Raw genomic sequence first — 22,262 nt, 5'->3', positions numbered from 1 at the left:
TTATTCGGCGGCCTGGACGGTAGGCTGCGCGCCCTCGAGGGGCCCTTCGAGCCAGTCCACGTTGCGGACCTTTCGGACCACGACGAACTCGTCGCGATTGGTGCCGATCGTGCCGTAATAGTTGAAGCCGTAGGCGAGCTGGACGTAGCCGCCGATCATGTGCGTCGGCTTGAGCACGGCGCGGGTCACCGAGTTATGGATGCCGCCGCGCTGCCCGGTCATCTCCGAGCCCGGCACGTTCACGATCTTCTCCTGCGCATGGTACATCATCACCATGCCGTCCTTGACGCGCTGGGAGACCACCGCGCGGGCGACCAGCGCGCCGTTGGCGTTGTAGGCCTCGATCCAGTCGTTATCGACGATGCCCACCTTGCGGGCGTCGTTCTCGCTGATCCACACGATCGGGCCGCCGCGCGACAATGTCAGCATCAGCAGGTTGTCCGTGTAGGTGGAGTGGATGCCCCATTTCTGGTGCGGCGTGATGAAGTTCAGGACGATCTCCTTCTCGCCATTCGGCTTCATGCCCTGCACCGGCTTGATGGCCCTGAGGTCGACGGGCGGGCGGTAGACGCAGAAGCCCTCGCCGAAGGCCCGCATCCACAGATGATCCTGGTAGAGCTGCTGGCGGCCGGTGAGCGTGCGCCAGGGGATCAGCTCGTGGACGTTCGTGTAGCCGGCGTTGTAGCAGACCTTCTCGCTCTCCAGCCCCGACCAGGTCGGCGCCGAGATGATCTTGCGCGGCTGGGCCACCACGTCGCGGAAGCGGATCTTCTCGTCCTCCTTGGGCAGCGCGAGATGCGCGTGCTCGCGCCCCGTGGTGCGCGATAGCGACTCCCAGGACTTCACGGCGACCTCGCCGTTCGTCTCGGGCGCCAGCATCAGCAGCACCTCGGCGGCGTCGATGTCCGTCTCGATGCGGGCGAGGCCCTTGGTCGGCCCCTCCTCCGTGACGACGCCGTTGAGGTGGCGCAGGTTCTCGACCTCGTGCTCGGTCTTCCAGGCAATGCCCTTGATGCCGTTGCCGATGCTCTCCATCAGCGGGCCGAGCGCGGTGAAGCGCTTGTAGAGGTTGGGGTAGTCGCGCTCGACCACCGTCACCGCCGGCATCGTCTTGCCGGGGATGGGCTCGCACTCGCCTTCCGACCAGTCCTTCGGCTCGAAAGCCTGCGCGATCTCGCCGGGGCTGTCGTGCTGGATCGGCGTGAGCACCACGTCCTTCTCGACGCCCAGCACCTCGGGCGCGACCTCGGAGAACTTGCGGGCGATCGCCTTGTAGATCTCCCAGTCCGAGCGCGCCTGCCACGCCGGGTCCACCGCGCTGGTCAGCGGGTGGATGAAGGGGTGCATGTCCGAGGTGTTGAGGTCGTTCTTCTCGTACCAGGTGGCGGTCGGCAGCACGATGTCCGAGTAGACGCAGGTCGTCGACATGCGGAAGTCGAGCGTCACCAGCAGGTCGAGCTTGCCGCGCGGCGCCTCGTCGTGCCAGCGGACCAGCTTCGGCTTGGCGCCGCCCTCCTGGCCGAGATCCTTGCCGAGCACGCCGTGAGACGTGCCGAGCAGGTGCTTGAGGAAGTACTCGTGGCCTTTACCGGAGGAGCCGAGCAGGTTGGACCGCCACACGAACATGTTGCGCGGGAAGTTCTCCGGCGAGTCCGGGTCCTCCCAGGCGAAGCCGAGTTCGCCGGACTTGAGCGCCTTGGCGACGTAGTCCTTCGGCTCGAGCCCCGCCTCCTTCGCCTTGGCGGCGATGGCGAGCGGGTTCTGCTTCAGCGTGGGATAGGCCGGTAGCCAGCCCATCCGCATGGCGCGGATGTTGTAGTCGATGATGGCGCCGTCCCACGGGCCGGCCGGCGCGGTCGGCGACAGGATGTCGGAGGTCTGCATCGTCTCGTACCGCCACTGGTCGGTGTGCAGGTAGAAGAACGACGTCGAGTTCTGCTGGCGAGGCGGACGGCCCCAGTCCAGCGCGAAGGCGAGCGGCGCCCAGCCCGCCTGGGGCCGCAGCTTCTCCTGCCCGACATAGTGCGACCAGCCGCCGCCGGACTGGCCGACGCAGCCGCACATGACCAGCATGTTGATCACGCCGCGATAGTTCATGTCGGCGTGGTACCAGTGGTTCATCGCCGCCCCGATGATGACCATCGAGCGCCCGTTGGTCTTCTCGGCGTTGGTCGCGAACTCGCGCGCCACCTGGATGATCTTGTCGCGGCTGACGCCGGTGATCTTCTCCGCCCAGGCGGGCGTGTAGGGCATGTCGTCGTCGAAGTCGGCGGCGACGTTGGGGCCGCCCCATCCCTGGTCGACGCCGTAATTGGCGATGAACAGGTCATGCACGCTGGCGACCAGCGTCTCGCCTTCGGCCAGCGCCAGCTTCTTCACCGGCACGCGACGCTCCAGCACGCTGGCGTGCTGCGAGGACACGAAGTGCTCGTTCTCGATATTGCCGAAATAGGGGAAGGCCACGTCGGCGAAGTCGTCGCGGATGTCGGCGAGCGACAGGCGCAGCTTCGTCTCCTTGCCGGTCGTCTCCTTCTCCTCGATGTTCCACTTGCCCTGCTCGCCCCAGCGGAAGCCGACCGAGCCGTTCGGCACCACGATCGCGCCGGACACCTCGTCATAGGCGACCGTCTTCCATTCGGGGTTGTTGGCCTCGCCGAGCCCGCCGTCGAAGTCCGACGCGCGGATGAAGCGGTCCGGCGTCAGCTTGCCGTCCTGGCGCACCAGCTTCACCAGCATCGGCATGTCGGTGTAGCGGCGCACATAGTCCTGGAAATACGCGGCCTGGCGGTCGACGTGGTACTCCTTGAGGATCACGTGGCCCATCGCCATGGCGAGCGCGGCGTCCGTGCCCTGCTTCACCGACAGCCAGATGTCGCCGAACTTCGCGGCCTCCGAATAGTCGGGGCAGATCACGGCGCTCTTGGCGCCGCGATAGCGCGCCTCGGTGTAGAAATGGGCGTCGGGCGTGCGCGTCTGCGGGACGTTGGACCCCCACAGGATGATGAAGCCGGCGTTGTACCAGTCGGCGCTTTCCGGCACGTCGGTCTGCTCGCCCCAGGTCTGCGGCGAGGACGGCGGCAGGTCGCAGTACCAGTCGTAGAACGACATGCAGACGCCGCCGAGCAGCGACAGATAGCGCGAGCCCGCGGCGTAGGAGACCATCGACATGGCCGGGATCGGCGAGAAGCCGATCACGCGGTCCGGGCCCCACGTCTTCGCCGTATAGGCGTTGGCGGCCGCGATGATCTCGGTCGCCTCGTCCCAGTTGGCGCGCACGAAGCCGCCGTGGCCGCGCACGCCGATATAGTCCTGCCGCTTGGCGGGGTCCTCGACGATGCTCTTCCACGCCGCCACGGGCGACTGCGTCTTGCGCGCGGCGCGCCACAGCTTCAGCAGGCGCGAGCGGATCAGCGGATACTTCACGCGGTTGCCCGAGTAGAGGTACCAGCTGTAGCTCGCGCCGCGCGAGCAGCCGCGCGGCTCATGGTTCGGCAGGTCCGGGCGGGTGCGCGGATAGTCCGTCTGCTGCGTCTCCCACGTCACGATCCCGCCCTTGACGTAGATCTTCCACGAACACGAGCCGGTGCAGTTCGCGCCGTGCGTGGACCGCACGATTTTGTCGTGCTGCCAGCGCTTGCGATATCCGTCCTCCCAGCGGCGGTCCTCGTCGGTGGTGATGCCGTGGCCGTCGGAGAAGGGCTCGGACACCTTCCTGAAGAAGGTCAGTCGGTCGAGAAATTGGCTCATGATCGAAGGCCTTGTTGGATCCGGGACGTCAGGCGGCGGGCTTGAAGGCGGCCGGTCCCGAGGGACCGCCACGCTCCACGTCGAACAGCAGTCCGCCGCGCCGCGTGTAGACGAACCACGTGATCGCGATGCAACTGAGATAGAAGGCGAGGAAGCCGTAGAGCGCCGCCTCGGCTCCGCCCGTCAGGGCGATGGAGCTGCCGAAGCTCTTGGGGATGAAGAACGCCCCGAACGCCGCGACCGCCGAGGTGAAGCCGATGATGGCCGCCGCCTCCTTGTCGGACTGCCGGATGCGCTCGGCCGGCGTCATGCCAGGCTCCAGCCGCGCCACTTCCTTGCGCATGATCGCGGGGATCATCTGGAAGGTGGACGCGTTGCCCACGCCGGTGGCCGCGAACAGGAACAGGAAGCTCGCGAAGAACACCGGGAAGGCGATGGGCTGGCCCTTGATGCCGATCGCATAGAGCACGCCCAGCACGCCGAGGCTCATGGCGATGAACACCCACAGCGTGATGCGCCCGCCGCCGATGCGGTCGCAGGCTTTGCCCGACCCCGCGCGGGCCACGGCGCCGACCAGCGGCCCGAGGAACGCGTACTGGAGGGCGTTGACGTCGGGGAACAGCACCTTGGCGAGCAGCGGGAACGCCGCCGAGAAGCCGATGAACGAGCCGAACGTGCCGGTGTAGAGCCAGCACATCACCCAGTTGTGGGTGCGACGGAAGATCACCGCCTGGTCGGCGAAGCTCGCCTTCATGGTCGCGATGTCGTTCATGCCGAACCAGGCCGCGAAGGCCGAGGCGACGATGAACGGCACGAACACGAAGCCCGCGTTCTGCAGCCACAGCGTGGTGGCGACGCCGCCGGCCGTTCCCGTCTGGGGAGCGCCGCCGAGCGCGCCGAACACGCCCGTGGTGATCGCCAGAGGCACGACGAACTGCACGACGCTGACGCCGAGATTGCCGAGCCCGGCGTTGATCGCCAGCGCGTGGCCCTTCTCCGCCTTCGGGAAGAAGAAGGAGATGTTGGCCATCGACGAGGCGAAGTTGCCGCCGCCCAGGCCGCACAGCAGCGCCAGCAGCAGGAAGATCCAGTAGGGCGTGTCCGGGCTCTGGACCGCGAAGCCCATGCCGACCGCCGGCAGCAGCAGCGACCACGTCGACAGCGTCGTCCACAGGCGCCCGCCGAAGATCGCCGGCAGGAAGCTGTAGACGATGCGCAGCAGCGCGCCGGACAGCCCCGGCATCGCGGCCAGCCAGAACAGCTGGTCGTTCGTGAAGGCGAAGCCGACGGCGGGAAGCTTGGCCACCACCACCGACCACACCATCCAGACCGCGAAGGACAGCAGCAGGCAGGGCACCGAGATCCACAGGTTCCGGCGCGCGATGGCGCGGCCCTTGGTGTCCCAGAACGTCTTGTCCTCGGGACGCCAGTCCTGGATCGCGCCGTGCGCCGCGAGCACGCCCTCCTGCGCCTTGCCGTGGATCGGCTGCATCTCGGGCAGTTCCGGCAGCTTGCCGGCCGGCACCCCCGCCTCCAGCGCCTCGCGCTCCATCTGGCGGATGGCGAAGTGCATCCAGGTCAGCGAGACGAGCGCGATCGCGAAGAGCAGCCAGAAGCAGCTCTGCCAGACGCCCGTCAGGTCGTTCAGGACGCCAAAGGCGATCGGAAGCACGAAGCCGCCCAGGCCGCCGACAAGACCGACGACGCCGCCTACCGCGCCGACGCGGTCCGGGTAGTAAACCGGGATGTGCTTGTACACCGCCGCCTTGCCCAGGCTCATGAAGAAGCCGAGGACGGAGGCGACGATCATGAAGCCGCCAATGCCCAGCCGCGTGTGGAACGCAACCGGCCCGGTGATGCCCTCCATCACGTATTGGGTCGGCGGGTAGGACAGCACGAAAGTGCACGCCACCGAGACCATGAAGGTCCAGTACATGATGGTCCGCGCGCCGTACCTGTCCGACAGGTGGCCGCCATAGGCCCGGAAGACCGAGGCCGGGATGGAGTAGGCCGCGCCGACCATGCCGGCGGTCGCGATGTCGAGCCCGTAGACGCCGATCAGGTAGCGGGGCAGCCACAGCGCCAGCGCGACGAAGCCGCCGAACACGAAGAAGTAGTAGAGCGAGAAGCGCCAGACCTGGATGTTCTTCAGCGGCTCCATCATCGCGGCGAGCGACTCGGGCTTCGCCCCCGTGGCGCGGCGGCGCTCCAGATCGGGGTCGTCGTCCGTCGTCAGGAAGAATGCGATGGCCGTCAGCGCCAGGGCGGCCGCCCACACATACGCGACCGCCTGCCAGCCGAAGGAGACCATGACCGTCGGGGCCAGGAACTTGGTGACGGCCGCGCCGACATTGCCCGCCCCGAAGATGCCGAGCGCGGTGCCCTGCTTCTCCTTGGGGAAGAACTTCGCCACGTAGGCGATGCCGATGGAGAACGAGCCGCCCGAGATGCCGACGCCCAGCGCGGCCAGCAGGAAGGTCGTGTAGTCGTAGGCGAAGGCGAGCAGCGCGGTCATCACCGCGGCCGCCAGCATCGTCAATGTCAGGACGACGCGGCCGCCGTACTGGTCGGCCCAGATGCCGAGGATCAGGCGGATCAGCGATCCCGTCAGGATCGGCGTGCCGACGAGCAGGCCGAACTGGGTATCGGTGAGTCCCAGATCCTTTTTGATCTGAATGCCGATGATGGAGAAGATCGTCCAGACCGCGAAGCAGATGGTGAACGCGAAGGTCGACATCCACAGAGCGCGACCCGCCCCCTTTGCCGAATCCATGGCAGCCTCCGTTGTGCTGCCCTAACTTCACCGAGTTCGCGGATGGTCTCATTGATGCACATCAACGTTTTTTCGGACGATCCAACATATATCAAAACACTCTCTCGGGGAGACGGCGGCACATGCGCGCCAGCGACGCCTATTTGATCAAGGGATTTCCCCTGTTTCGCGGCATCTCCGACGCCGCGTTCGACCGGGTCACCGCCGATGCCGTGATCTCCGACGTGCAGCCGGGAACGGTGCTGGTGCGCGAGGGCGAGAAGCCCTCAAGCCTCTTCGTGCTGCTCGGCGGGCTCGCCGAGGCCTTCTCGGAAAGCAACGGCAAGCGCGTGATCGTGACCTTCCTCCGCCCCCCGGCCGCGTTCATCCTCGCCGCCGTGTGGCTGGACCAGGTCCAGCTCAATTCCGTGCGCACCAGCATGCCCTCGCGCGTGCTGTCGATGTCGGCCCAGACCGTTCGGGACGCCATCGCCTCGGACGCCAGCTTCGCGGCGGCGGCCGGATACGAGCTCGCCATCCGCTACCGGGACGTGATGAAGGAGCTGAAGAACCAGCGCCTGCGCAGCGCCACGGAGCGGCTGGCCAACTGGTTGCTGACGGAAAGCCGGTTCGCCGGCATGACCAGCTTCACCCTGGGGATCGGCAAGGCCGTGCTGGCCTCGCGGCTCGGGATGACGGGCGAACACCTGTCGCGCGCCTTCGCGCAGTTGCGCGAGCACGGCGTCGAGATCGCCGGCAACGACGTCCGGATCGAGCCGGATCGCCTCGCTGTGTTCGCCTCGCCGACGCCGCTGATCGACGGCGTCGATCTCTAAAAGCGGGCGCGCTAATCCTCGAAGCGGCTCGCGGGATCGCGATCGCGCTCGTAGCGATGTCGCAGCGGAAAGGGCGGCAGCCAGGACTCCCGCCTGATCGTCCAGTTCTCGTAGGTCGGCGTCAGCTGGTCGGGGGCGTCGAGGGAGCCCAGGTTCACCTCGACTTCGTCGGCGGTGCGGGCGAAGACGGACGAGCCGCACCGGGGGCAAAAGAACCGCCCGGCGTAGTCGCGCGTCTCGCCTTCAACGGTCACCGCCTCCTGCGGGAAGATCGCGGAGGCGTGGAAGAGCGCGCCGTGATGCTTCCGGCAGTCGAGGCAGTGGCAAAGGCCGACCCGGTAGGGGCGGCCCGACGCCACGAACCTGACGTTCCCGCACAGGCAGCCGCCCGTGAACCGGTCCATGCCGCGCCCTCCTTTATCGGCCAGTCAATCGGTTTCGATCGCAACCGCCCGGCGCTGCTCCGAGGACGCGAGGATCGCGTCGATGAGGCGATGCACCTTCAGCGCCTCGCGGCCGCTGACGCGCGGCTCGCGGCCTTCGTCGATGGCCTGCAGCAGGTCGGCGAAGCAGTCGCGGTGGGACTCGTGCGAGAACGCCATGGGGTCCGCGCCGCCTCCAGCGCCGACATCGCTCGCCATCTCCTCGCGCCTTCCGTCCTGCCAGAACACGTCCAGACCCTTGTTGGTGAGCACCGCGGTCGCCTTCGATCCCGCCCATTCGATGGTCTCGGGGAAGCCCGGATAGGCGACCGTCGTCGCGTCGATGGTTCCGATCGCGCCGTTGGCGAAGCGCACGGCGGCCCCGGCGACGTCCTCCGTGTCGATGCGGCGCAGCTTCGAGGTCGCGGCGAAGCCGGAAACCTCCACGATGGGGCCGGTGAGGCTCTGGAACAGGTCGAGCGTGTGGATGGCCTGGGTCAGCAGCACGCCGCCACCGTCGCGGGCCTTCATGCCACGGCCGGGCTGCGCGTAGTACTCGGCGGTCCGCCACCAGCGCACCCTGGCGGACGCCGAGACAAGTTCGCCCAGTTCGCCCGCCGCGATCACCGAAGCCAGGCGCAGCGAGGCGGGGCGGAAGCGCATCTGGAACATGATGCCGAGCTTGCGCCCGGCCCTTTCCATGGCGGCGACGAGTTCGGCCGCCTTGCCGGTCTGGGTTTCGACGGGCTTCTCGAGGAGGACGTGCTTGCCGGCCTCGGCGCAACGCTTGACCAGTTCGAGGTGGGTGGCCGGCGGGGTCAGCACGAGCACGGTGTCGACCGAGGGGTCGCCCAGCGCCTTATCGAGGCTGTCGACGATGGCTAGGTCGGGATTGGCGGCGGCGAAGGCGGCCCGGCGCTCCGGGCTCGGCGCGTAGCAGGCGGCGATCGAGACGGTTGGGGCGAGGTCGCGCAGGCCTTGGAGATGGGGCTTGTGGGCCATCCCCAGGCCGACGATGGCGACGCGATGCGGGCGGGCGATGCAGGGGAGAGTCATGCTGGAACCTGACTGGAACGGGGATCGGGCCGGCCCGCATTCTCCAGGCAAGCATGAATGAATTCAATCTGGTGCTCGAGTTTTTTCGAGCGCGCCGGGAACACGGCGTCGAGCGCCGCCGTGCCGATGGTGAAGGCGTGCGCGCCGGCCCGCGCCACGGCCGCGATGCGTTCGGCCCGGTCGATCGACCCGGCGACGATGACCGGCTTGTCGACGGCGCGGCAGACGGCTTCGACGAGGGCCGGCGCGTCCCCGGCGAAGCGCCAGGCCAGCAGGTCGAGGCCATGGACGCCCTCCATGGCGGCGATGTCGCGGGCGCTGGCGACGATGTTCCCGGGCGGTCCCTCCAGCACGCTGGGGTGGCCGACGACCCGGCCGGGGAACGGGCAGTAGCGCAACCCCGAGCCGACGATCACCTTCAGCACAGCCTCCGGCCGCACCCCGCCGAGCAGCCAGTCGACGCCCAGTTCAAGCGCCGCCTCGGCGGATTTCAGCTCGGAAGACGTATCGAGACTGACAACTTCCATATAGGTTTCAACGCCGTGACCGCGCATTTCAGCCACAAGAGTCCGCAGTTCCGACAGCGGTATTCCGACGTCCTTGAAACCGATGCGTGTGACGCCGGCTTTCACGACCTGCGGCAGCAGCTCCCGCGCGTCCGGCACGGTGCGGTCGTCGCGCGTCAGCATGAAGATGAAATCGGGTCGCATGGATGATCCGGAGCCGGAGCACGATCATGGGCGCGCCACGGCGCGGCGGCAAGCTGAGCCGGGGCGAGCCCGCCGAGGCGGGCGACGCACCGGCCATGGCACACGCCCTTACCGCAAAGCTCGCGCTGTGCTGCGGCGCACATAGTCTGGCCGAATTGCCTGCCCGAGCTCGCTCAGGCGATTTTCGGGGCGAAGTGAGGACTGAAAGCCGTCGAATTCAGCCTTTCAGGTCGTTTTCAGCACGATTTCGGCCATTCGGCGCAGCACGCGGAGATAGTTGCACACGGAACCATCCGCGTTTGACGCAGAGCTTTCGGGCGTTCTTGGCCGAAATCCTCATAAGCCATGCGAAATGCGCATGCCTGCCGCCCGACTTCTTACGTTGCACCGCACAACGAGCTGGGCCATTTTGGGGTTGCCCTCCTAGGGCGTTTCCTCCCTTGACTTGGGCCGCTCGGATCACCGGGCGGCCTCTTTCTTTTCAAGGGCCTCGTTCGTCTCCACGCCCTCGTCGACCTCCCCCGTTCCGGGCGTCTCGGCCTGCCGCCGCCACAGCGTCGCGTACAGGCCGCCCCGGCGCAGCAGCGTCGCATGGTCGCCCTGCTCGACGATCCGTCCGCCTTCCAGCACCAGGATGATGTCGGCGTCGACGACGGTGGAGAGCCGATGGGCGATGACCAGCGTCGTCGTGCCCCGGCAGACCCGCGCCAGGTTCTCCTGCACGGCCTTCTCGGTGGCGCTGTCGAGCGCCGAGGTGGCCTCGTCCAGGATGAAGATGCGGGGGTTCTTGAGCACGGCGCGGGCGATGGCGACGCGCTGCTTCTCGCCGCCCGAGAGCTTCAGCCCGCGCTCGCCCACCAGCGTGGCGTAGCCGTCCGGCAGGGCGGCGATGAAGTCGTGCAGCTCGGCCGCCCTCGCCGCCGCCTCGATCTCCGCCTGCCCGGCGCCGGGCCTGCCGAAGCCGATATTGTAGCCGATGGTGTCGTTGAACAGCACGGTGTCCTGCGGCACCACCGCGATGGCCGCCCGCAGGCTGGCCTGGGTGACGTCCCTGATGTCGCGCCCGTCGACGACGATGCGGCCCGCCTGGGGGTCGTAGAAGCGAAACAGCAGCCGCGCCACGGTCGACTTGCCCGCCCCCGTCGGCCCGACCAGCGCCACCTTCGCGCCGGGCGGCACGGCGAAGTCGATCTCCTCCAGCGTCCCCCTGCCCTTGCCGTAGCCGAACCCGACATGCTCGAAGGCAATGGCGCCGCGCCCGGGCGGCAGCTCGACCGCTCCGGGCCGGTCACCGACCTCGGGCGTCTCCTCCAGCAGCTGGAGCAGCTGCTCGAGGTCGGCGAAGGACTGTTTCAGGGCGCGATAAAGCTGCCCCAGCCGCTCCATCGGGCGGATGAGCTGCAACATGTAGGCGTTGACGAGCACGAAGTCGCCCAGGCTGATCGACCCCGCCGAGAGCCGCGCGGCGGCCAGGAACAGGATCGCCGCCATGCCGGACACCAGCACCGTCGACAGCGCGACGCCGAGCAGGCTGCGGAAGCGCAGCGAGGCGACCGTGAGCCGCTCGACCTCCGCCAAGCTGCGGTCGTAGCGGCTGGTGACGTGCTCCTCGTTGCCGAAATACTTCACCGTCTCGTAGTTGATGAGGCTGTCCACCGCCTCGCCGTGGGCGATGGCCCCCTGCGCGACGGCGCGGCGTTGCTTCGAGCGCAGCCATTCCGAGCCGATGACGAGGATGGCGCCGTAGATGGCCAGCGTGACGAGCAGCACGGTCGCGAACACCGCGTCGACGCGAACCATCATCACCGCCGCCACGAACACGATCTCGGCGGCCAGCGGCAGGATGAGGAACACGGAGTCGAACAGCAGCTCGCGCAGCCCGCTCAGCCCGTTGTCGAGGATGCGGCTGATCTGACCCGTCCGCCGGCCGAGGTGGAACGACAGCGACAGGCCGTGCAAATGCGCCATGGCGCGCCGGGCGAGCGATCGTTGCAGGCGCTGCTCGATGGGCCCGTAGAGCGACCAGCGCGACTCGTTCATCACGCGCGACAGCCATTGCAGCGCCACATAGGCCCCGATGATCGCCACCGGCGCCATCCAGGGCTCGGCGCGGCCGGAGAACCCGTCGACCGCCGAGGCGAAGAGCAGCGGCACGATGGCGTTGAGCGCCGCCGCGCCCGACATCAGCGCGATGGTCAGCCCGAAGCGCGCCCGGAACGGCGGGTCGTCGCGAGGCCACAGCAGGGCGTAGAGCCGCGCGAGCGCGGCCCTGTCGAGGTGGACCGTCGTCTGGGGACGCTTCAGCGCGTCCAGGTCACGGGGCATGCTCGCCTCATTTCACGCGGGAGGCGCGACAACGGCGCGCTCCGCCCTCTCTGGAACGCCGATTGCAGGACCATGGCAAGACCTTATCGTGGGGAATCGGACAGGAGCGAGGTGCGGGCATGGCGGGGACGGGATCGCAGGGGCTGAAGAGCTGGGCCGAGGCCGCGCCGCGCCTCGTGGCCGTGGCCGCCGGCCGGGAGCCGGCCGACCTCGTCGTGCGCGACGGGCGCTGGGTGAACGTTCATTCCGGCGAGATCCTGCCCGGGACGGACGTCGCGGTGGCGGACGGGCGCATCGCCTATGTAGGGCCGTCCGCCGCCCACGCGATCGGTCCTCGCACGGTCGTGATCGAGGCGCGGGGCCGCTACCTCGTGCCGGGCCTGTGCGACGGCCACATGCACGTGGAGAGCGGCATGGTGACGGCGACGGAGTTCGCCCGCGCCGTCATCCCGCACGGCACCACGACGATGTTCGTCGATCCCCACGAGATCGCCAACGTGCTCGGCCTTCCCGGCGTGCGGCTGATGCACGACGAGGCCGCCGGCCTGCCGATCAACATGTTCGTGCAGATGCCGAGCTGCGTGCCGAGCGCGCCGGGGCTGGAGAACGCCGGCGCGAGCCTCGGCGTCGCCGAGGTGGCGGAGGCGATGGCCTGGCCCAACATCGTCGGGCTCGGCGAGATGATGAACTTCCCCGGCGTGGCGGCCGGCGACGCGACGATGCTGGGCGAGATCGCCGCCACCCAGCGCGCCGGCAAGACGGTGGGCGGGCATTACGCCTCGCCGGACCTCGGGGCCGCGTTCCACGCCTATGTCGCCGGCGGCCCGGCCGACGATCACGAGGGCACGCGGGCGGAGGACGCGGTGGCCCGCGTCCGGCAGGGCATGCGCGCCATGCTGCGCCTCGGCTCGGCCTGGTACGACGTGGCCGCCCAGATCAAGGCCGTCACCGAGCAGGGGCTCGACAGCCGCAACTTCATCCTGTGCACGGACGACAGCCATTCCGGCACGCTCGTCCATGAAGGCCACATGAACCGGGTGGTGCGCCACGCCATCGCGCAGGGGCTCGCGCCGGTGACGGCGATCCAGATGGCGACGCTCAACACCGCCCAGCATTTCGGGCTGGAGCGCGAGCTGGGCTCGATCACGCCGGGCCGGCGCGCCGACCTGCTGATCACCTCCGACCTCGTGTCCCTGCCGGTCGAGACGGTGATCGCGCGCGGCATCGTGGTGGCGGAACATGGCCGCCTGACGATCGACATCCCGGCCTATCCCTACCCGCCGGAAGCGCTGGGCACGGTCAAGCTGGGTCGCGCCATCCAGCCGGCGGACTTCGCCATCGCCGCGCCCGAAGGGGCGAACCAGGTCGTCGCGAATGTGATCGGGGTGATCGAGAATCAGGCCCCCACTCGCGCCCTCACGCGCGCCCTGCCCTGCGCGGACGGGTTGGTCGGCATGGACCGCGCCGCCGACGTCTGCCAGATCGCCGTCGTCGAGCGCCATCGCGGCGAAGGGCGCGTGGCCAACGGGTTCGTGTCCGGCTTCGGCTATTCGGTCGACTGCGCGGTGGCGAGCACCGTCGCCCACGACAGCCACCACATGATCGTGGTCGGCACCAACCACGCCGACATGGCGCAGGCCGCCAACCGCCTCGCCGAGGTAGGCGGCGGCATCGTCGTGATCGCGGGGGGCAAGGAACTGGCGCTGGTCGAGTTGCCCATTGCCGGCCTGATGTCGGACGAGCGCGCCGAGATCGTCGCAGACAAGGCCGGCCGCATGGTCGAGGCGATGCGGGCCTGCGGCTGCACGCTCAACAACGCCTATATGCAGCACTCGCTGATGGCGCTGGTGGTGATCCCGGAACTGCGCATCTCCGACATCGGGCTGGTCGACGTACGGACGTTCCAGAAAATCGACCTGTTCGTGAAGGAGTGAGCCCCCTCACCCGCGCAGGAACGTTCCCAGCCGCCGCACGGCGTCGCGGCAATCGGCCTCGCTTCCGGCGAAGGACAGCCGCATGAAGCGCGAGCCGCGCGCGGTGTCGAAGTCGAGCCCCGGCGTCGCGGCGACGCCCGCCTCGTCGAGCAGCCGGCGGCAGAACGCCATCGAGTCGTTGGTGTGGCGGCCGACGTCGACATAGACGTAGAACGCCCCGTCGACCGGCAGGAAGTCGCCCAGCCCGATGCGCGGCAGTTCGTCCAGCAGCAGCGCCCGGTTGGCGGCGTAGCCGGCCTTGATGGCCTCCAGCTCCGACGTGGCGTCGAAGGCGGCTTCGGCGGCGACCTGCGACAGATACGGCACGGAAATGAACAGCGACTGCGCCAGCCTCTCGATCGGCCGCGCCAGGCGCTCCGGCACCACCATCCAGCCGACGCGCCAGCCCGTCATGCAGTAATATTTCGAGAAGCTGTTGATGATGACGGCTTCGTCGTCGAAGGCGAGCGCCGTGTCGGCCGGGCGCTCGTAGGTCAGCCCATGATAGATCTCGTCCGAGATGAACCACAGGCCGAGCCTCTTGCAGGCCGCGCCGAGGGCGGCGAGCGCGTCGCGGCTCATCATCGTGCCGGTCGGATTGCCCGGGCTCATGGCGAGCACGCCCTTGAGCGGCCGTTCGGCGTGGGCGCGCTCGATGGCGGCGGCCGTCAGCACCCAGCCGGACGCGGCGTCGCACTCGATCTCGACGGGCTCGACGCCGAACGCCTTGAGGATGTTGCGGTAGGCGGGGTAGCCGGGCGTGGCGATGGCGACGCGGTCCCCCGCGTCGAACATGGCCAGGAAGCCCAGGATGAAGCCGCCGGACGAGCCGGTGGTGACGACCACCCGTTCCGCCGGGACGCCGACGCCATAGGCGTCGCGGTAATGGCGCGCGATCCGCTCGCGCAGGCTGGGCACGCCCAGCGCCTCGGTGTAGCCGATGCGCCCCAGCGCGAGCGCCCGCGACGCGGCCTCGATCACGGCGCGCGGGGCCGGCGCGCCGGGCTGGCCCACTTCCATGTGGACCACCTCGCCGCCGGCCTGCTCGCGGGCGTTGGCGGCGGCCAGCACGTCCATGGCCATGAAGGGCGCGACATCGCTGCGGCGCGACGGGGCCGGGCCGGGGGTGAGAAGACGGGGGGCGGACATGTCGGGACGCATGCGTTTCGTCGCCTTGGCCTTGCCGCGATTGCGGGGCACACCGCAACCCGGCCGTGAGTTTGCCCGATTTGACCGGCTTGTTCGCGGCTCTTAACTCTTTCGAACCTTCCGCACGCGCCGAGCCGCCATGTCAGTCCGGATCTTCAACCGTCTCCCTAGCAGCATCGCTCGCCTCCTGCCAGATGCGGCGCGGACAGCGCGGGCGGCGGTCACCTGCGTGCTGGCGGTGGCGATGGCCGCCCCGCCCGCGCCGGCCGCGGCCCAGGCCGGACGCAACGTGCCCATCATCCGCGACGCGGAGATCGAGGCGCTGCTGCGCGACTACGCCACCCCGATCTTCGCCGCGGCCGGGCTGAGCAAGGGCTCCATCGAGATCGTCATCGTCGGCGACCGCAGCTTCAACGCCTTCGTCGCCAACGGAAGGCGGATGTTCATCAACACCGGCGCGCTGGTCGACGCCAAGACGCCGAACGAGATCATCGGCGTCATCGCCCACGAATCCGGCCATATCGCCGGCGGACACCTGGCGCGCCTGCGCGACCAGCTCGCCACGGCGCAGATCGTCGCCATCGCGGGCATGCTGCTCGGCGCGGGGGCGATGGCGGGCGCGGTGCGCTCGGGCGACAGGGTCGGCAACGCGGGCGTCGGGGCGAGCGGCATCATGCTGGGCTCCACCGACATGGCGATGCGCAGCCTGCTCTCCTACCAGCGCGGCGAGGAGCAGGCCGCCGACCGCATGGCGGTCAACTATCTCAACGCCACCCACCAGTCCCCCAAGGGGCTGCTGACGACCTTCGAGCGGTTCAACCAGGACGCGATGTTCAAGACCCAGAGCATCGACCCCTATCTCGTCAGCCACCCCATGCCGGCCGAGCGCATCGCCAACCTCGCGAACGTGGCGAAGCAGAGCCCCTATTTCGAGGCCAAGGATTCGGCGTCGCTGCAGGCCCGCCACGACATGATGCGCGCCAAGCTCATCGGCTTCAGCGGCAGCGTCGGCGAGGTGTCGCGGCGCTATCCGCTCTCGGACAACTCCCTGCCGGCCCGCTACGCCCGCGCCATCGCGTCCTACCAGGCCAAGCGCTTCGTCGAGGCCGCCGGGCAGGTGGACGGGCTGATCGCGCAGCAGCCCAACAACCCCTATTTCTGGGAGCTGAAGGGCCAGATCCTGCTCGAGTTCGGGCAGGCGCAGCAGGCGCTGCCGGCGCTGCGCAAGGCCGTCGCGCTGGCGCCCTCCGCGGGCCTTATCCGCATCCTGCTCGGCCAGGCGCTGGTCGCCACCGAGCGGCCGGCCGAGGTGAAGGAGGCGGTGGGCATCCTCTCCCAGGCCGCCCAGCGCGAATCGGATTGGCCGGACGGCTGGCGGCATCTCTCGCGCGCCTACGGCATCCTGGGCGACATCGGCATGGCCGAATACGCCGCCGCGCAGTCCTATTTCGCCGCGGGCGATTACAAGAACGCCGCCACCCAGGCCACCCGCGCCATGGAGAAGCTGCCGAAGGGCTCGCCCTCCTACCTGCGGGCCGAGGACATCGTGAACTACCGCCCGCGCAAGCCGAGTTGAACGGCGCTGGCGGGGCGCACCATCAGGTGATACCCCCATCAACCCGAGTTGATTTGACCTGCGCGCGCCTTCGCTCCACCTCGTAGGCGCCTGACGGAGACAGACATGACGCGTTTCGCCTTCACGCGGCCGGCCGCCGCCCTCGCCCTCGCGGCGTCGCTCGCGCTCGGCCTCGCCTGCGCGCCGGCGCGCGCCCAGGACGCCTTCAGCGACAAGCAGAAGGCCGCCATCGGCGACCTCGTGAAGGAATACCTGCTCAAGAACCCCGAGGTGATCCAGGACGCGCTCGTCGAGCTCGACCGCCGCCAGAAGGACGCCGAGAAGCAGGCCTCGAAGAAGGCGCTGGGCGAGGTCTCGGCCTCGCTGGTCAACCCGGCGCGCAGCGTCGTGCTGGGCAATCCGCAGGGCGACGTCACCCTCGTCGAGTTCATGGATTACAACTGCACCTACTGCAAGCGCTCGCTCGCCGACGTGCGCGAGCTGATCAAGAACGACCCGAAGCTCAAGGTCGTCATCCGCGACTTCCCCGTCCTCGGCCCGGATTCGGTCGAGGCCTCGGTCGTCGCCGTCGCGCTGAAGAACCAGGTCAAGGGCGACAAGTACTGGGAATTCCACCAGAAGCTGATGGAATCGCGCGGTCGCGTCGGCAAAGATCGCGCCATGGCGGTGGCCAAGGAGACCGGCGCCGACATGACCCGGCTCGCCAAGGACATGGAGAGCGTTGAGACGCGCGGCATCATCGAGGAGGCCATGCGGATCGGCGACGCCCTGCGCCTGCAGGGCACGCCCGCCTTCATCCTGGGCGAGGACATCATCTTCGGGGCCGTCGGCCTCGACCCGCTGCGCGCCGGCATCGCCTCCATGCGCCAGTGCGGCAAGGCCAATTGCGGCTGAGCCGACACGCCGCCCCTCCACGCAAGGTGTTGACGAAGCGGGCCGAAGCCACGGCCGCGCTTCCCCTCGCGCGCCTAAGCGGCTAAGAGACTGCAAGCCATTTGATCCCCAGGCCGCCGTTCCGCCCGCGCGCGGGCCGCGCGGCCCGCAGCCGCCGGAGCATTTCAGACATGGAGCGGCAGCCAGCCAAGACGACGAGAACAATGACGAAAGAGCAAGCCATCGACCCCAAGCTCGTGCGCGAGCTAGCCAAGCTGCTGGCCGAGACCGAGCTCTCCGAGATCGAGGTGCAGAAGGGCGATCTGCGCATCCGCGTCGCCCGCCAACTCTCCGCCGCCCCCGCCATCCACGTCCCCGTCTCCGCGCCGGCCGTGCACAGCGTCGCCGCCCCGGCCGCCACGGCGCCCGCGCCGACCGCGGCCGAAGCCGCCGCCGCCGGCCCCGGCGCGCTGACTTCCCCGATGGTCGGCACCGCCTATCGCCGCCCCTCGCCGGAGGCCAAGCCCTTCGTCGAGGTCGGCTCCGTCGTGAAGGCCGGCGAAAAGGTGCTGCTGATCGAGGCGATGAAGACCTTCAACGAGATCGTCGCCCACCGCGCCGGCACGGTCACCGCCGTCATGGTCGAGGACGGCCAGCCGGTGGAGTACGGCGAGCCGCTGCTGGTCATCGAATAATGTTCGACAAGATCCTCATCGCGAACCGCGGCGAGATCGCGCTGCGCGTGCTGCGCGCGGCCAAGGAGCTCGGCATCGCCACTGTCGCGGTCCATTCGACCGCCGACGCGGACGCCATGCACGTGCGCCTCGCCGACGAGAGCGTCTGCATCGGCCCGCCGGCCGCGCGCGACTCCTACCTCAATATCCCCGCTCTGCTCGCCGCCTGCGAGATCACCGGCGCGGACGCGGTGCATCCCGGCTACGGCTTCCTCTCCGAGAACGCCCGCTTCGCCGAGATCCTGGAAAGCCACAACATCCACTTCATCGGCCCCAAGGCCGAGCATATCCGCCTGATGGGCGACAAGATCGAGGCCAAGCGCACCGCGCGGCGCCTCGGCATTCCCTGCGTCCCGGGCTCGGACGGCGGCATCACCGACGACGACGAGGCGATGCGCGTCGCCGCCGACATCGGCTACCCGGTGCTGGTCAAGGCCGCCGCCGGCGGCGGCGGGCGCGGCATGAAGGTGGCGCGCTCCGAGGCCGACCTCGTCAACGCGCTTCAGACCGCCCGCACCGAGGCCAAGGCCGCCTTCGGCGACGACGCCGTCTACCTCGAGAAGTACCTCGAGCAGCCGCGCCACATCGAATTGCAGGTGCTGGGCGACGGGCGGGGCGGCGCCGTCCACCTGTTCGAGCGCGACTGCTCGCTCCAGCGCCGCCACCAGAAGGTGTGGGAGGAAGGCCCCTCCCCGGCGCTGAACGCCGACATGCGCGCGCGCATCGGCGGCACCGTCGCGCGCGCCATGCAGGAGCTGCAATACGCCGGCGCGGGCACGATCGAGTTCCTCTACGAGAACGGCGAGTTCTACTTCATCGAGATGAACACCCGCATCCAGGTGGAGCATCCGGTGACCGAGATGATCACCGGCATCGACCTCGTCAACGAGCAGATCCGCATCGCCGCCGGCGCGCCGATCTCCTTCGGGCAGGACGACGTCTCGCTCAACGGCCACGCTATCGAGTGCCGCATCAACGCGGAGCACGCGGCGACCTTCCGGCCCTCGCCGGGGCGCATCGCCTATTACCACCCGCCCGGCGGGCTCGGCGTGCGCGTCGATTCGGCGGTGTACCAGGGCTACATGATCCCGCCGAACTACGACTCGCTGGTCGGCAAGCTGATCGTCCACGGCCGCAACCGCAACGAGTGCCTGATGCGCCTGCGCCGGGCGCTCGACGAGTTCGTGGTCGACGGCATCGACACCACGCTGCCGCTGTTCCGCACGCTGGTGCGGAACCAGGACATCCAGAACGGCGATTACGATATTCACTGGCTCGAGAAGTTCCTCTCGACGGGCGGGATGGACGACCCCTTCCAGCCCTGAGCCGCAGCGGCGGAGCAAGGCGACGATGCGCAAGCACGACGAGGGCATGGACATCACGCCCGACGTGCTGTTGCGGGCCTACGAGATCGGCATCTTCCCGATGGCCGAGAGCGCCGAGGACCCGGCGCTCTACTGGGTGGAGCCGCGCCTGCGCGGCGTCATCCCCCTCGAGGGCTTCCACCTGCCCTCCCGCCTCGCCCGCACGGTCCGCCAGGACGTTTTCGAGATCCGCATCGACACGCGCTTCGACGCGGTGATCGCGGCGTGCGCGGCCGAGGCGCCCGACCGCGAGCAGACCTGGATCAACGCGCGCATCCGCCGCATGTACGGGGCGCTGTTCGACGCCGGGCACGCGCACTCGGTCGAGGCGTGGCGCAACGACCGGCTGGTGGGCGGGCTCTACGGCGTCCGGCTGGGCGGCGCGTTCTTCGGCGAGAGCATGTTCCACATCGAGCGCGACGCCTCGAAGGTGGCGCTCGTCCATCTCGTGGCGCGGCTGCGCGCCGGCGGCTTCCGCCTGCTGGACACCCAGTTCGTCACCCCGCATCTGGCCAGTTTCGGCGCCGTCGAGGTGCCGCGGCGCGAGTATCGCCGCCTTTTGGACGCGGCGACCCGGGAACAGGGCGACTTCTTCGCCTGGCCGCGCATGGGCGTCAGCGGCGCGCAGGCGCTGGAAGGCCTGACGGGCTGACCGGCGCGACGCCGGCGCTCAGCGGTTCGGATTTTCCTGGATCGGCGCGATTCCCGGCCGCGTCGTCGGGAAGAAGCGCTGGGAGGGCTGGCGCGGCGCCACCGGCACGCCGGCCGGGGCCTGCACGCCGATCTGCCCGCCGGGCGCGACCGGCACGTTGACCGCGCCGGGCAGAGGCTGCAGCCCGGCGTCGGCCCGGCCCTTGGCCTGCTTGCTGTCCGGCTGCGCCGGCTCGGCGACGCGGTTGGGGTCGACCGGGTCGGGGATGACCACCGTGCCGCCTTTGCAGTTCGTCAGCCACACGTCGTAGATCGGGTGCTCGATGCCGTGCAGGCCGGGGCTCGAGGCGAACACCCAGCCTCCGAAGATGCGCCGGTACTCGTTGGCGAACGTCACCTCGTCGACCTCGATGAAGGCCGTGGTGTTCTGCGGCTCGGTCGGCGGGCGCGTGTAGCACACGCGCGGGGTCAGCTGCAGCGCCCCGAACTGGACCGTCTCGTCGATGGCGACGTCGAAAGAAATGATGCGGCCGGTGATCTTGTCGAGCCCGGCGAACACCGCCGTGGGGTTCTTGATCTTGTCGGCGGCCGCCGGCCCGGCCGCCAGCGCGACGGCGCAGGCGAGGACGGCGGGGGCCAGGAGGCGGGACGTGCGCATGGCGGGTCGTTCGATCCTGTTCGGCCGGCGACAGGGAAACGATCCATCCGGCGCGGGCGGACGATTAGCACGGCAAAAAGGGCGGAGAAAGGGCGGGCGCCGCCTCACGGGCGCGCTTCGCAGCGGACCGGGAAATTGACCGAGCGGGCGACGAAGCAGAAGCGGTGCGCCTCCTCGTGCACATCCGCCACCCTGGCGGGGTCGCCCGAGGACAGACGCACGCGCGGCCGCAGCACGACTTCGGCGAACTGGCCGGCGCCGTCCGCCTCCTCCACCATCACGCCCTCGGGGGCGTCCTCGTAGCTCTCCACCACGAGGCCGGCCACGCTGGCGAGGTGCAGGAACCAGAGCATGTGGCAGGTCGACAGCGAGGCGACCAGCATTTCTTCCGGGTTCACCCGGTCGCGGTCGCCCCGAAACGCCGGATCGGCGGAGCCGGCGATGGCCGGCTTGCCGGGAAAGCGGATTTCGTGCTCGCGCCCATAGGCCCGATAGTCCGCCGTGCCCGCGCCGCGATTGCCCGTCCAGACGATCTCGGCGCTGTAGCGGTGGCGGGTGGCCATTGCGGCCTCAGGAGCCCGGGGTCCAGGCCTCGTAGTCGCCGGTGGCGCGCGGGCGCTCGCCGGAGGCGAGAATGGAGCCCTGCGGCCGATAGGCGAACGGCGTGCCCGTCATGTTGGGCTTGTGCTCCACCTCCCACTCGCGGCTGTGATAGCCGTCCTGGGTCGGCGGCAGCTCGGCGGTGTGGCGCAGCCAGGCGTGCCAGCCCGGCGGAACGCGCGTCGCCTCGACGGGACCGTTGAAGATCATCCAGCGGCGCACGATGCCGAGCGCGGGGTCGATCCTGCCGCCGCGCGTGCGGTAGTAGCGGTTGCCCTGGGCGTCCTCGCCCACCAGCTCGCCGTGGCGCCACGTGTGGAACCGCGTGCCGATGGTCTGGCCGGTCCACCACGTCAGGATCTGGAGAAGCGTCTCTTTCATCGGTGCTGCCTCGCTTGCGCGCGGACTATTGCACGAGGACGGGCGGCGCTGTCCAGCCTTCTAAGGGCGAAGGAGGCGAGTCGGGAGCAGCGTCGCCGTCCGCCGCCGCGAATCGAGTCGCCGAATCGCGCGGCCAACGAGTAAGCGAATCGAACGCGTCGGAATTGCGACGCTTTTCGAGGCGTCCCCAAGCATTTGCGGGCGTTCGATGCCACCGCGTGTGCGCCGTCGGCGTCTCCCCCGATTGCAAGGGGTTGTGGACCGCGCCGCGTGACTTGTGTTCCGTTTTGAGGCGTCCGGAGCGGCGCCCGAGCGGTCGTCCACAGGGGCCTCAACGGATTCTGCGAGACGAATCCGAGGGTTACCGAAAGGTGTCGCGAAATCCCCACATTTCACATGATCCTCACCATATATGGTGTCGCGTTACGTAACCCGCACAAAACCTTGACGTGGCG

At 69.1% G+C, this 22,262-nt stretch carries 17 protein-coding genes; 7 read left to right on the top strand and 10 right to left on the bottom strand.

Features of this window, described 5'->3' with window-relative positions:
- Both NK718_RS13630 and NK718_RS13625 read right to left on the bottom strand, forming a co-directional pair.
- Positions 1 to 3,747 (bottom strand): nitrate reductase subunit alpha, encoded by a 3,747-nt coding sequence (locus tag NK718_RS13630; protein ID WP_254743271.1) that lies wholly within the window; start codon positions 3,745 to 3,747, stop codon positions 1 to 3.
- Between the two features lie 28 nt (positions 3,748 to 3,775).
- Positions 3,776 to 6,520 carry a nitrate/nitrite transporter gene (locus NK718_RS13625; protein ID WP_305883674.1) on the bottom strand — a complete coding sequence of 915 codons (2,745 nt, stop codon included), beginning with the start codon at positions 6,518 to 6,520 and terminating at the stop codon, positions 3,776 to 3,778.
- A gap of 122 nt (positions 6,521 to 6,642) precedes the next feature.
- Between NK718_RS13625 and NK718_RS13620 the strand changes: the two genes are divergently transcribed.
- The gene (locus NK718_RS13620; protein ID WP_254743268.1) at positions 6,643 to 7,335 is read left to right on the top strand and encodes a cyclic nucleotide-binding domain-containing protein; all 693 of its coding nucleotides are present in this window, start codon (positions 6,643 to 6,645) and stop codon (positions 7,333 to 7,335) included.
- A gap of 11 nt (positions 7,336 to 7,346) precedes the next feature.
- Here the strand turns inward: NK718_RS13620 and NK718_RS13615 are convergent, their stop codons facing one another.
- From NK718_RS13615 to NK718_RS13600, 4 genes are all read right to left on the bottom strand, one after another.
- Entirely contained in the window at positions 7,347 to 7,739 is a 393-nt protein-coding gene (locus NK718_RS13615; RefSeq protein WP_254743265.1) for a GFA family protein, read from the bottom strand.
- 24 nt (positions 7,740 to 7,763) lie between these two features.
- The gene (locus NK718_RS13610) at positions 7,764 to 8,813 is read right to left on the bottom strand and encodes a Gfo/Idh/MocA family protein (protein ID WP_254743262.1); all 1,050 of its coding nucleotides are present in this window, start codon (positions 8,811 to 8,813) and stop codon (positions 7,764 to 7,766) included.
- The gene (locus NK718_RS13605; RefSeq protein ID WP_254743259.1) at positions 8,810 to 9,502 is read right to left on the bottom strand and encodes a 4-hydroxythreonine-4-phosphate dehydrogenase; all 693 of its coding nucleotides are present in this window, start codon (positions 9,500 to 9,502) and stop codon (positions 8,810 to 8,812) included. The genes NK718_RS13610 and NK718_RS13605 overlap by 4 nt, the downstream gene beginning before the upstream one ends.
- Before the next feature lie 480 nt (positions 9,503 to 9,982).
- Positions 9,983 to 11,848: an ABCB family ABC transporter ATP-binding protein/permease gene (locus tag NK718_RS13600; protein ID WP_254743256.1), complete on the bottom strand. Its 1,866-nt coding sequence runs from the start codon at positions 11,846 to 11,848 to the stop codon at positions 9,983 to 9,985.
- A gap of 119 nt (positions 11,849 to 11,967) precedes the next feature.
- Here NK718_RS13600 and ade point away from each other — a divergent pair, with 119 nt between their 5' ends.
- Entirely contained in the window at positions 11,968 to 13,782 is a 1,815-nt protein-coding gene (gene ade / locus NK718_RS13595) for an adenine deaminase (RefSeq protein ID WP_254743253.1), read from the top strand.
- Between the two features lie 6 nt (positions 13,783 to 13,788).
- On the opposite strand, the gene NK718_RS13590 is transcribed toward ade, so the two are convergent.
- Positions 13,789 to 14,982: a pyridoxal phosphate-dependent aminotransferase gene (locus tag NK718_RS13590; protein WP_254743250.1), complete on the bottom strand. Its 1,194-nt coding sequence runs from the start codon at positions 14,980 to 14,982 to the stop codon at positions 13,789 to 13,791.
- Positions 14,983 to 15,109: 127 nt separating this feature from the next.
- On the opposite strand from NK718_RS13590, the gene NK718_RS13585 reads away from it, so the two are divergent.
- The 5 genes from NK718_RS13585 (at position 15,110) to aat (ending at position 20,169) form a co-directional block, all read left to right on the top strand.
- A complete protein-coding gene (locus tag NK718_RS13585; protein ID WP_254743247.1) occupies positions 15,110 to 16,546 on the top strand; it encodes a M48 family metalloprotease in 1,437 nt (478 codons plus the stop codon).
- Between the two features lie 105 nt (positions 16,547 to 16,651).
- A complete protein-coding gene (locus tag NK718_RS13580; protein WP_254743244.1) occupies positions 16,652 to 17,440 on the top strand; it encodes a DsbA family protein in 789 nt (262 codons plus the stop codon).
- Between the two features lie 203 nt (positions 17,441 to 17,643).
- The gene (accB, locus tag NK718_RS13575; RefSeq protein ID WP_254743241.1) at positions 17,644 to 18,114 is read left to right on the top strand and encodes an acetyl-CoA carboxylase biotin carboxyl carrier protein; all 471 of its coding nucleotides are present in this window, start codon (positions 17,644 to 17,646) and stop codon (positions 18,112 to 18,114) included.
- Positions 18,114 to 19,478, top strand: a complete 1,365-nt coding sequence (gene accC, locus NK718_RS13570; RefSeq protein ID WP_254743238.1) for an acetyl-CoA carboxylase biotin carboxylase subunit — start codon at positions 18,114 to 18,116, stop codon at positions 19,476 to 19,478. The genes accB and accC overlap by 1 nt, the downstream gene beginning before the upstream one ends.
- Before the next feature lie 25 nt (positions 19,479 to 19,503).
- Complete coding sequence (gene aat / locus NK718_RS13565; protein ID WP_254743235.1) at positions 19,504 to 20,169, top strand: leucyl/phenylalanyl-tRNA--protein transferase; 666 nt, start codon at positions 19,504 to 19,506, stop codon at positions 20,167 to 20,169.
- 18 nt (positions 20,170 to 20,187) lie between these two features.
- Here aat and NK718_RS13560 read toward each other — a convergent pair whose 3' ends face one another.
- The 3 genes from NK718_RS13560 to NK718_RS13550 all read right to left on the bottom strand — a co-directional run bounded on the left by NK718_RS13560 (position 20,188) and on the right by NK718_RS13550 (position 21,807).
- Complete coding sequence (locus NK718_RS13560) at positions 20,188 to 20,826, bottom strand: DUF2155 domain-containing protein (protein WP_254743233.1); 639 nt, start codon at positions 20,824 to 20,826, stop codon at positions 20,188 to 20,190.
- A 104-nt stretch (positions 20,827 to 20,930) separates the two neighbouring features.
- Positions 20,931 to 21,389 carry an OsmC family protein gene (locus NK718_RS13555; RefSeq protein WP_254743230.1) on the bottom strand — a complete coding sequence of 153 codons (459 nt, stop codon included), beginning with the start codon at positions 21,387 to 21,389 and terminating at the stop codon, positions 20,931 to 20,933.
- Between the two features lie 7 nt (positions 21,390 to 21,396).
- Positions 21,397 to 21,807, bottom strand: a complete 411-nt coding sequence (locus NK718_RS13550) for an NADH:ubiquinone oxidoreductase subunit NDUFA12 (protein WP_254743228.1) — start codon at positions 21,805 to 21,807, stop codon at positions 21,397 to 21,399.
- Positions 21,808 to 22,262 lie beyond the last annotated feature (455 nt).

The sequence above is a fragment of the Alsobacter ponti genome (assembly GCF_024294805.1).
In the GTDB taxonomy this organism is placed as follows: domain Bacteria; phylum Pseudomonadota; class Alphaproteobacteria; order Rhizobiales; family Beijerinckiaceae; genus Alsobacter; species Alsobacter ponti.
The sequence above is the reverse complement of the archived record's forward strand: the minus strand, read 5'-3'. Positions and strand labels throughout refer to the sequence as shown.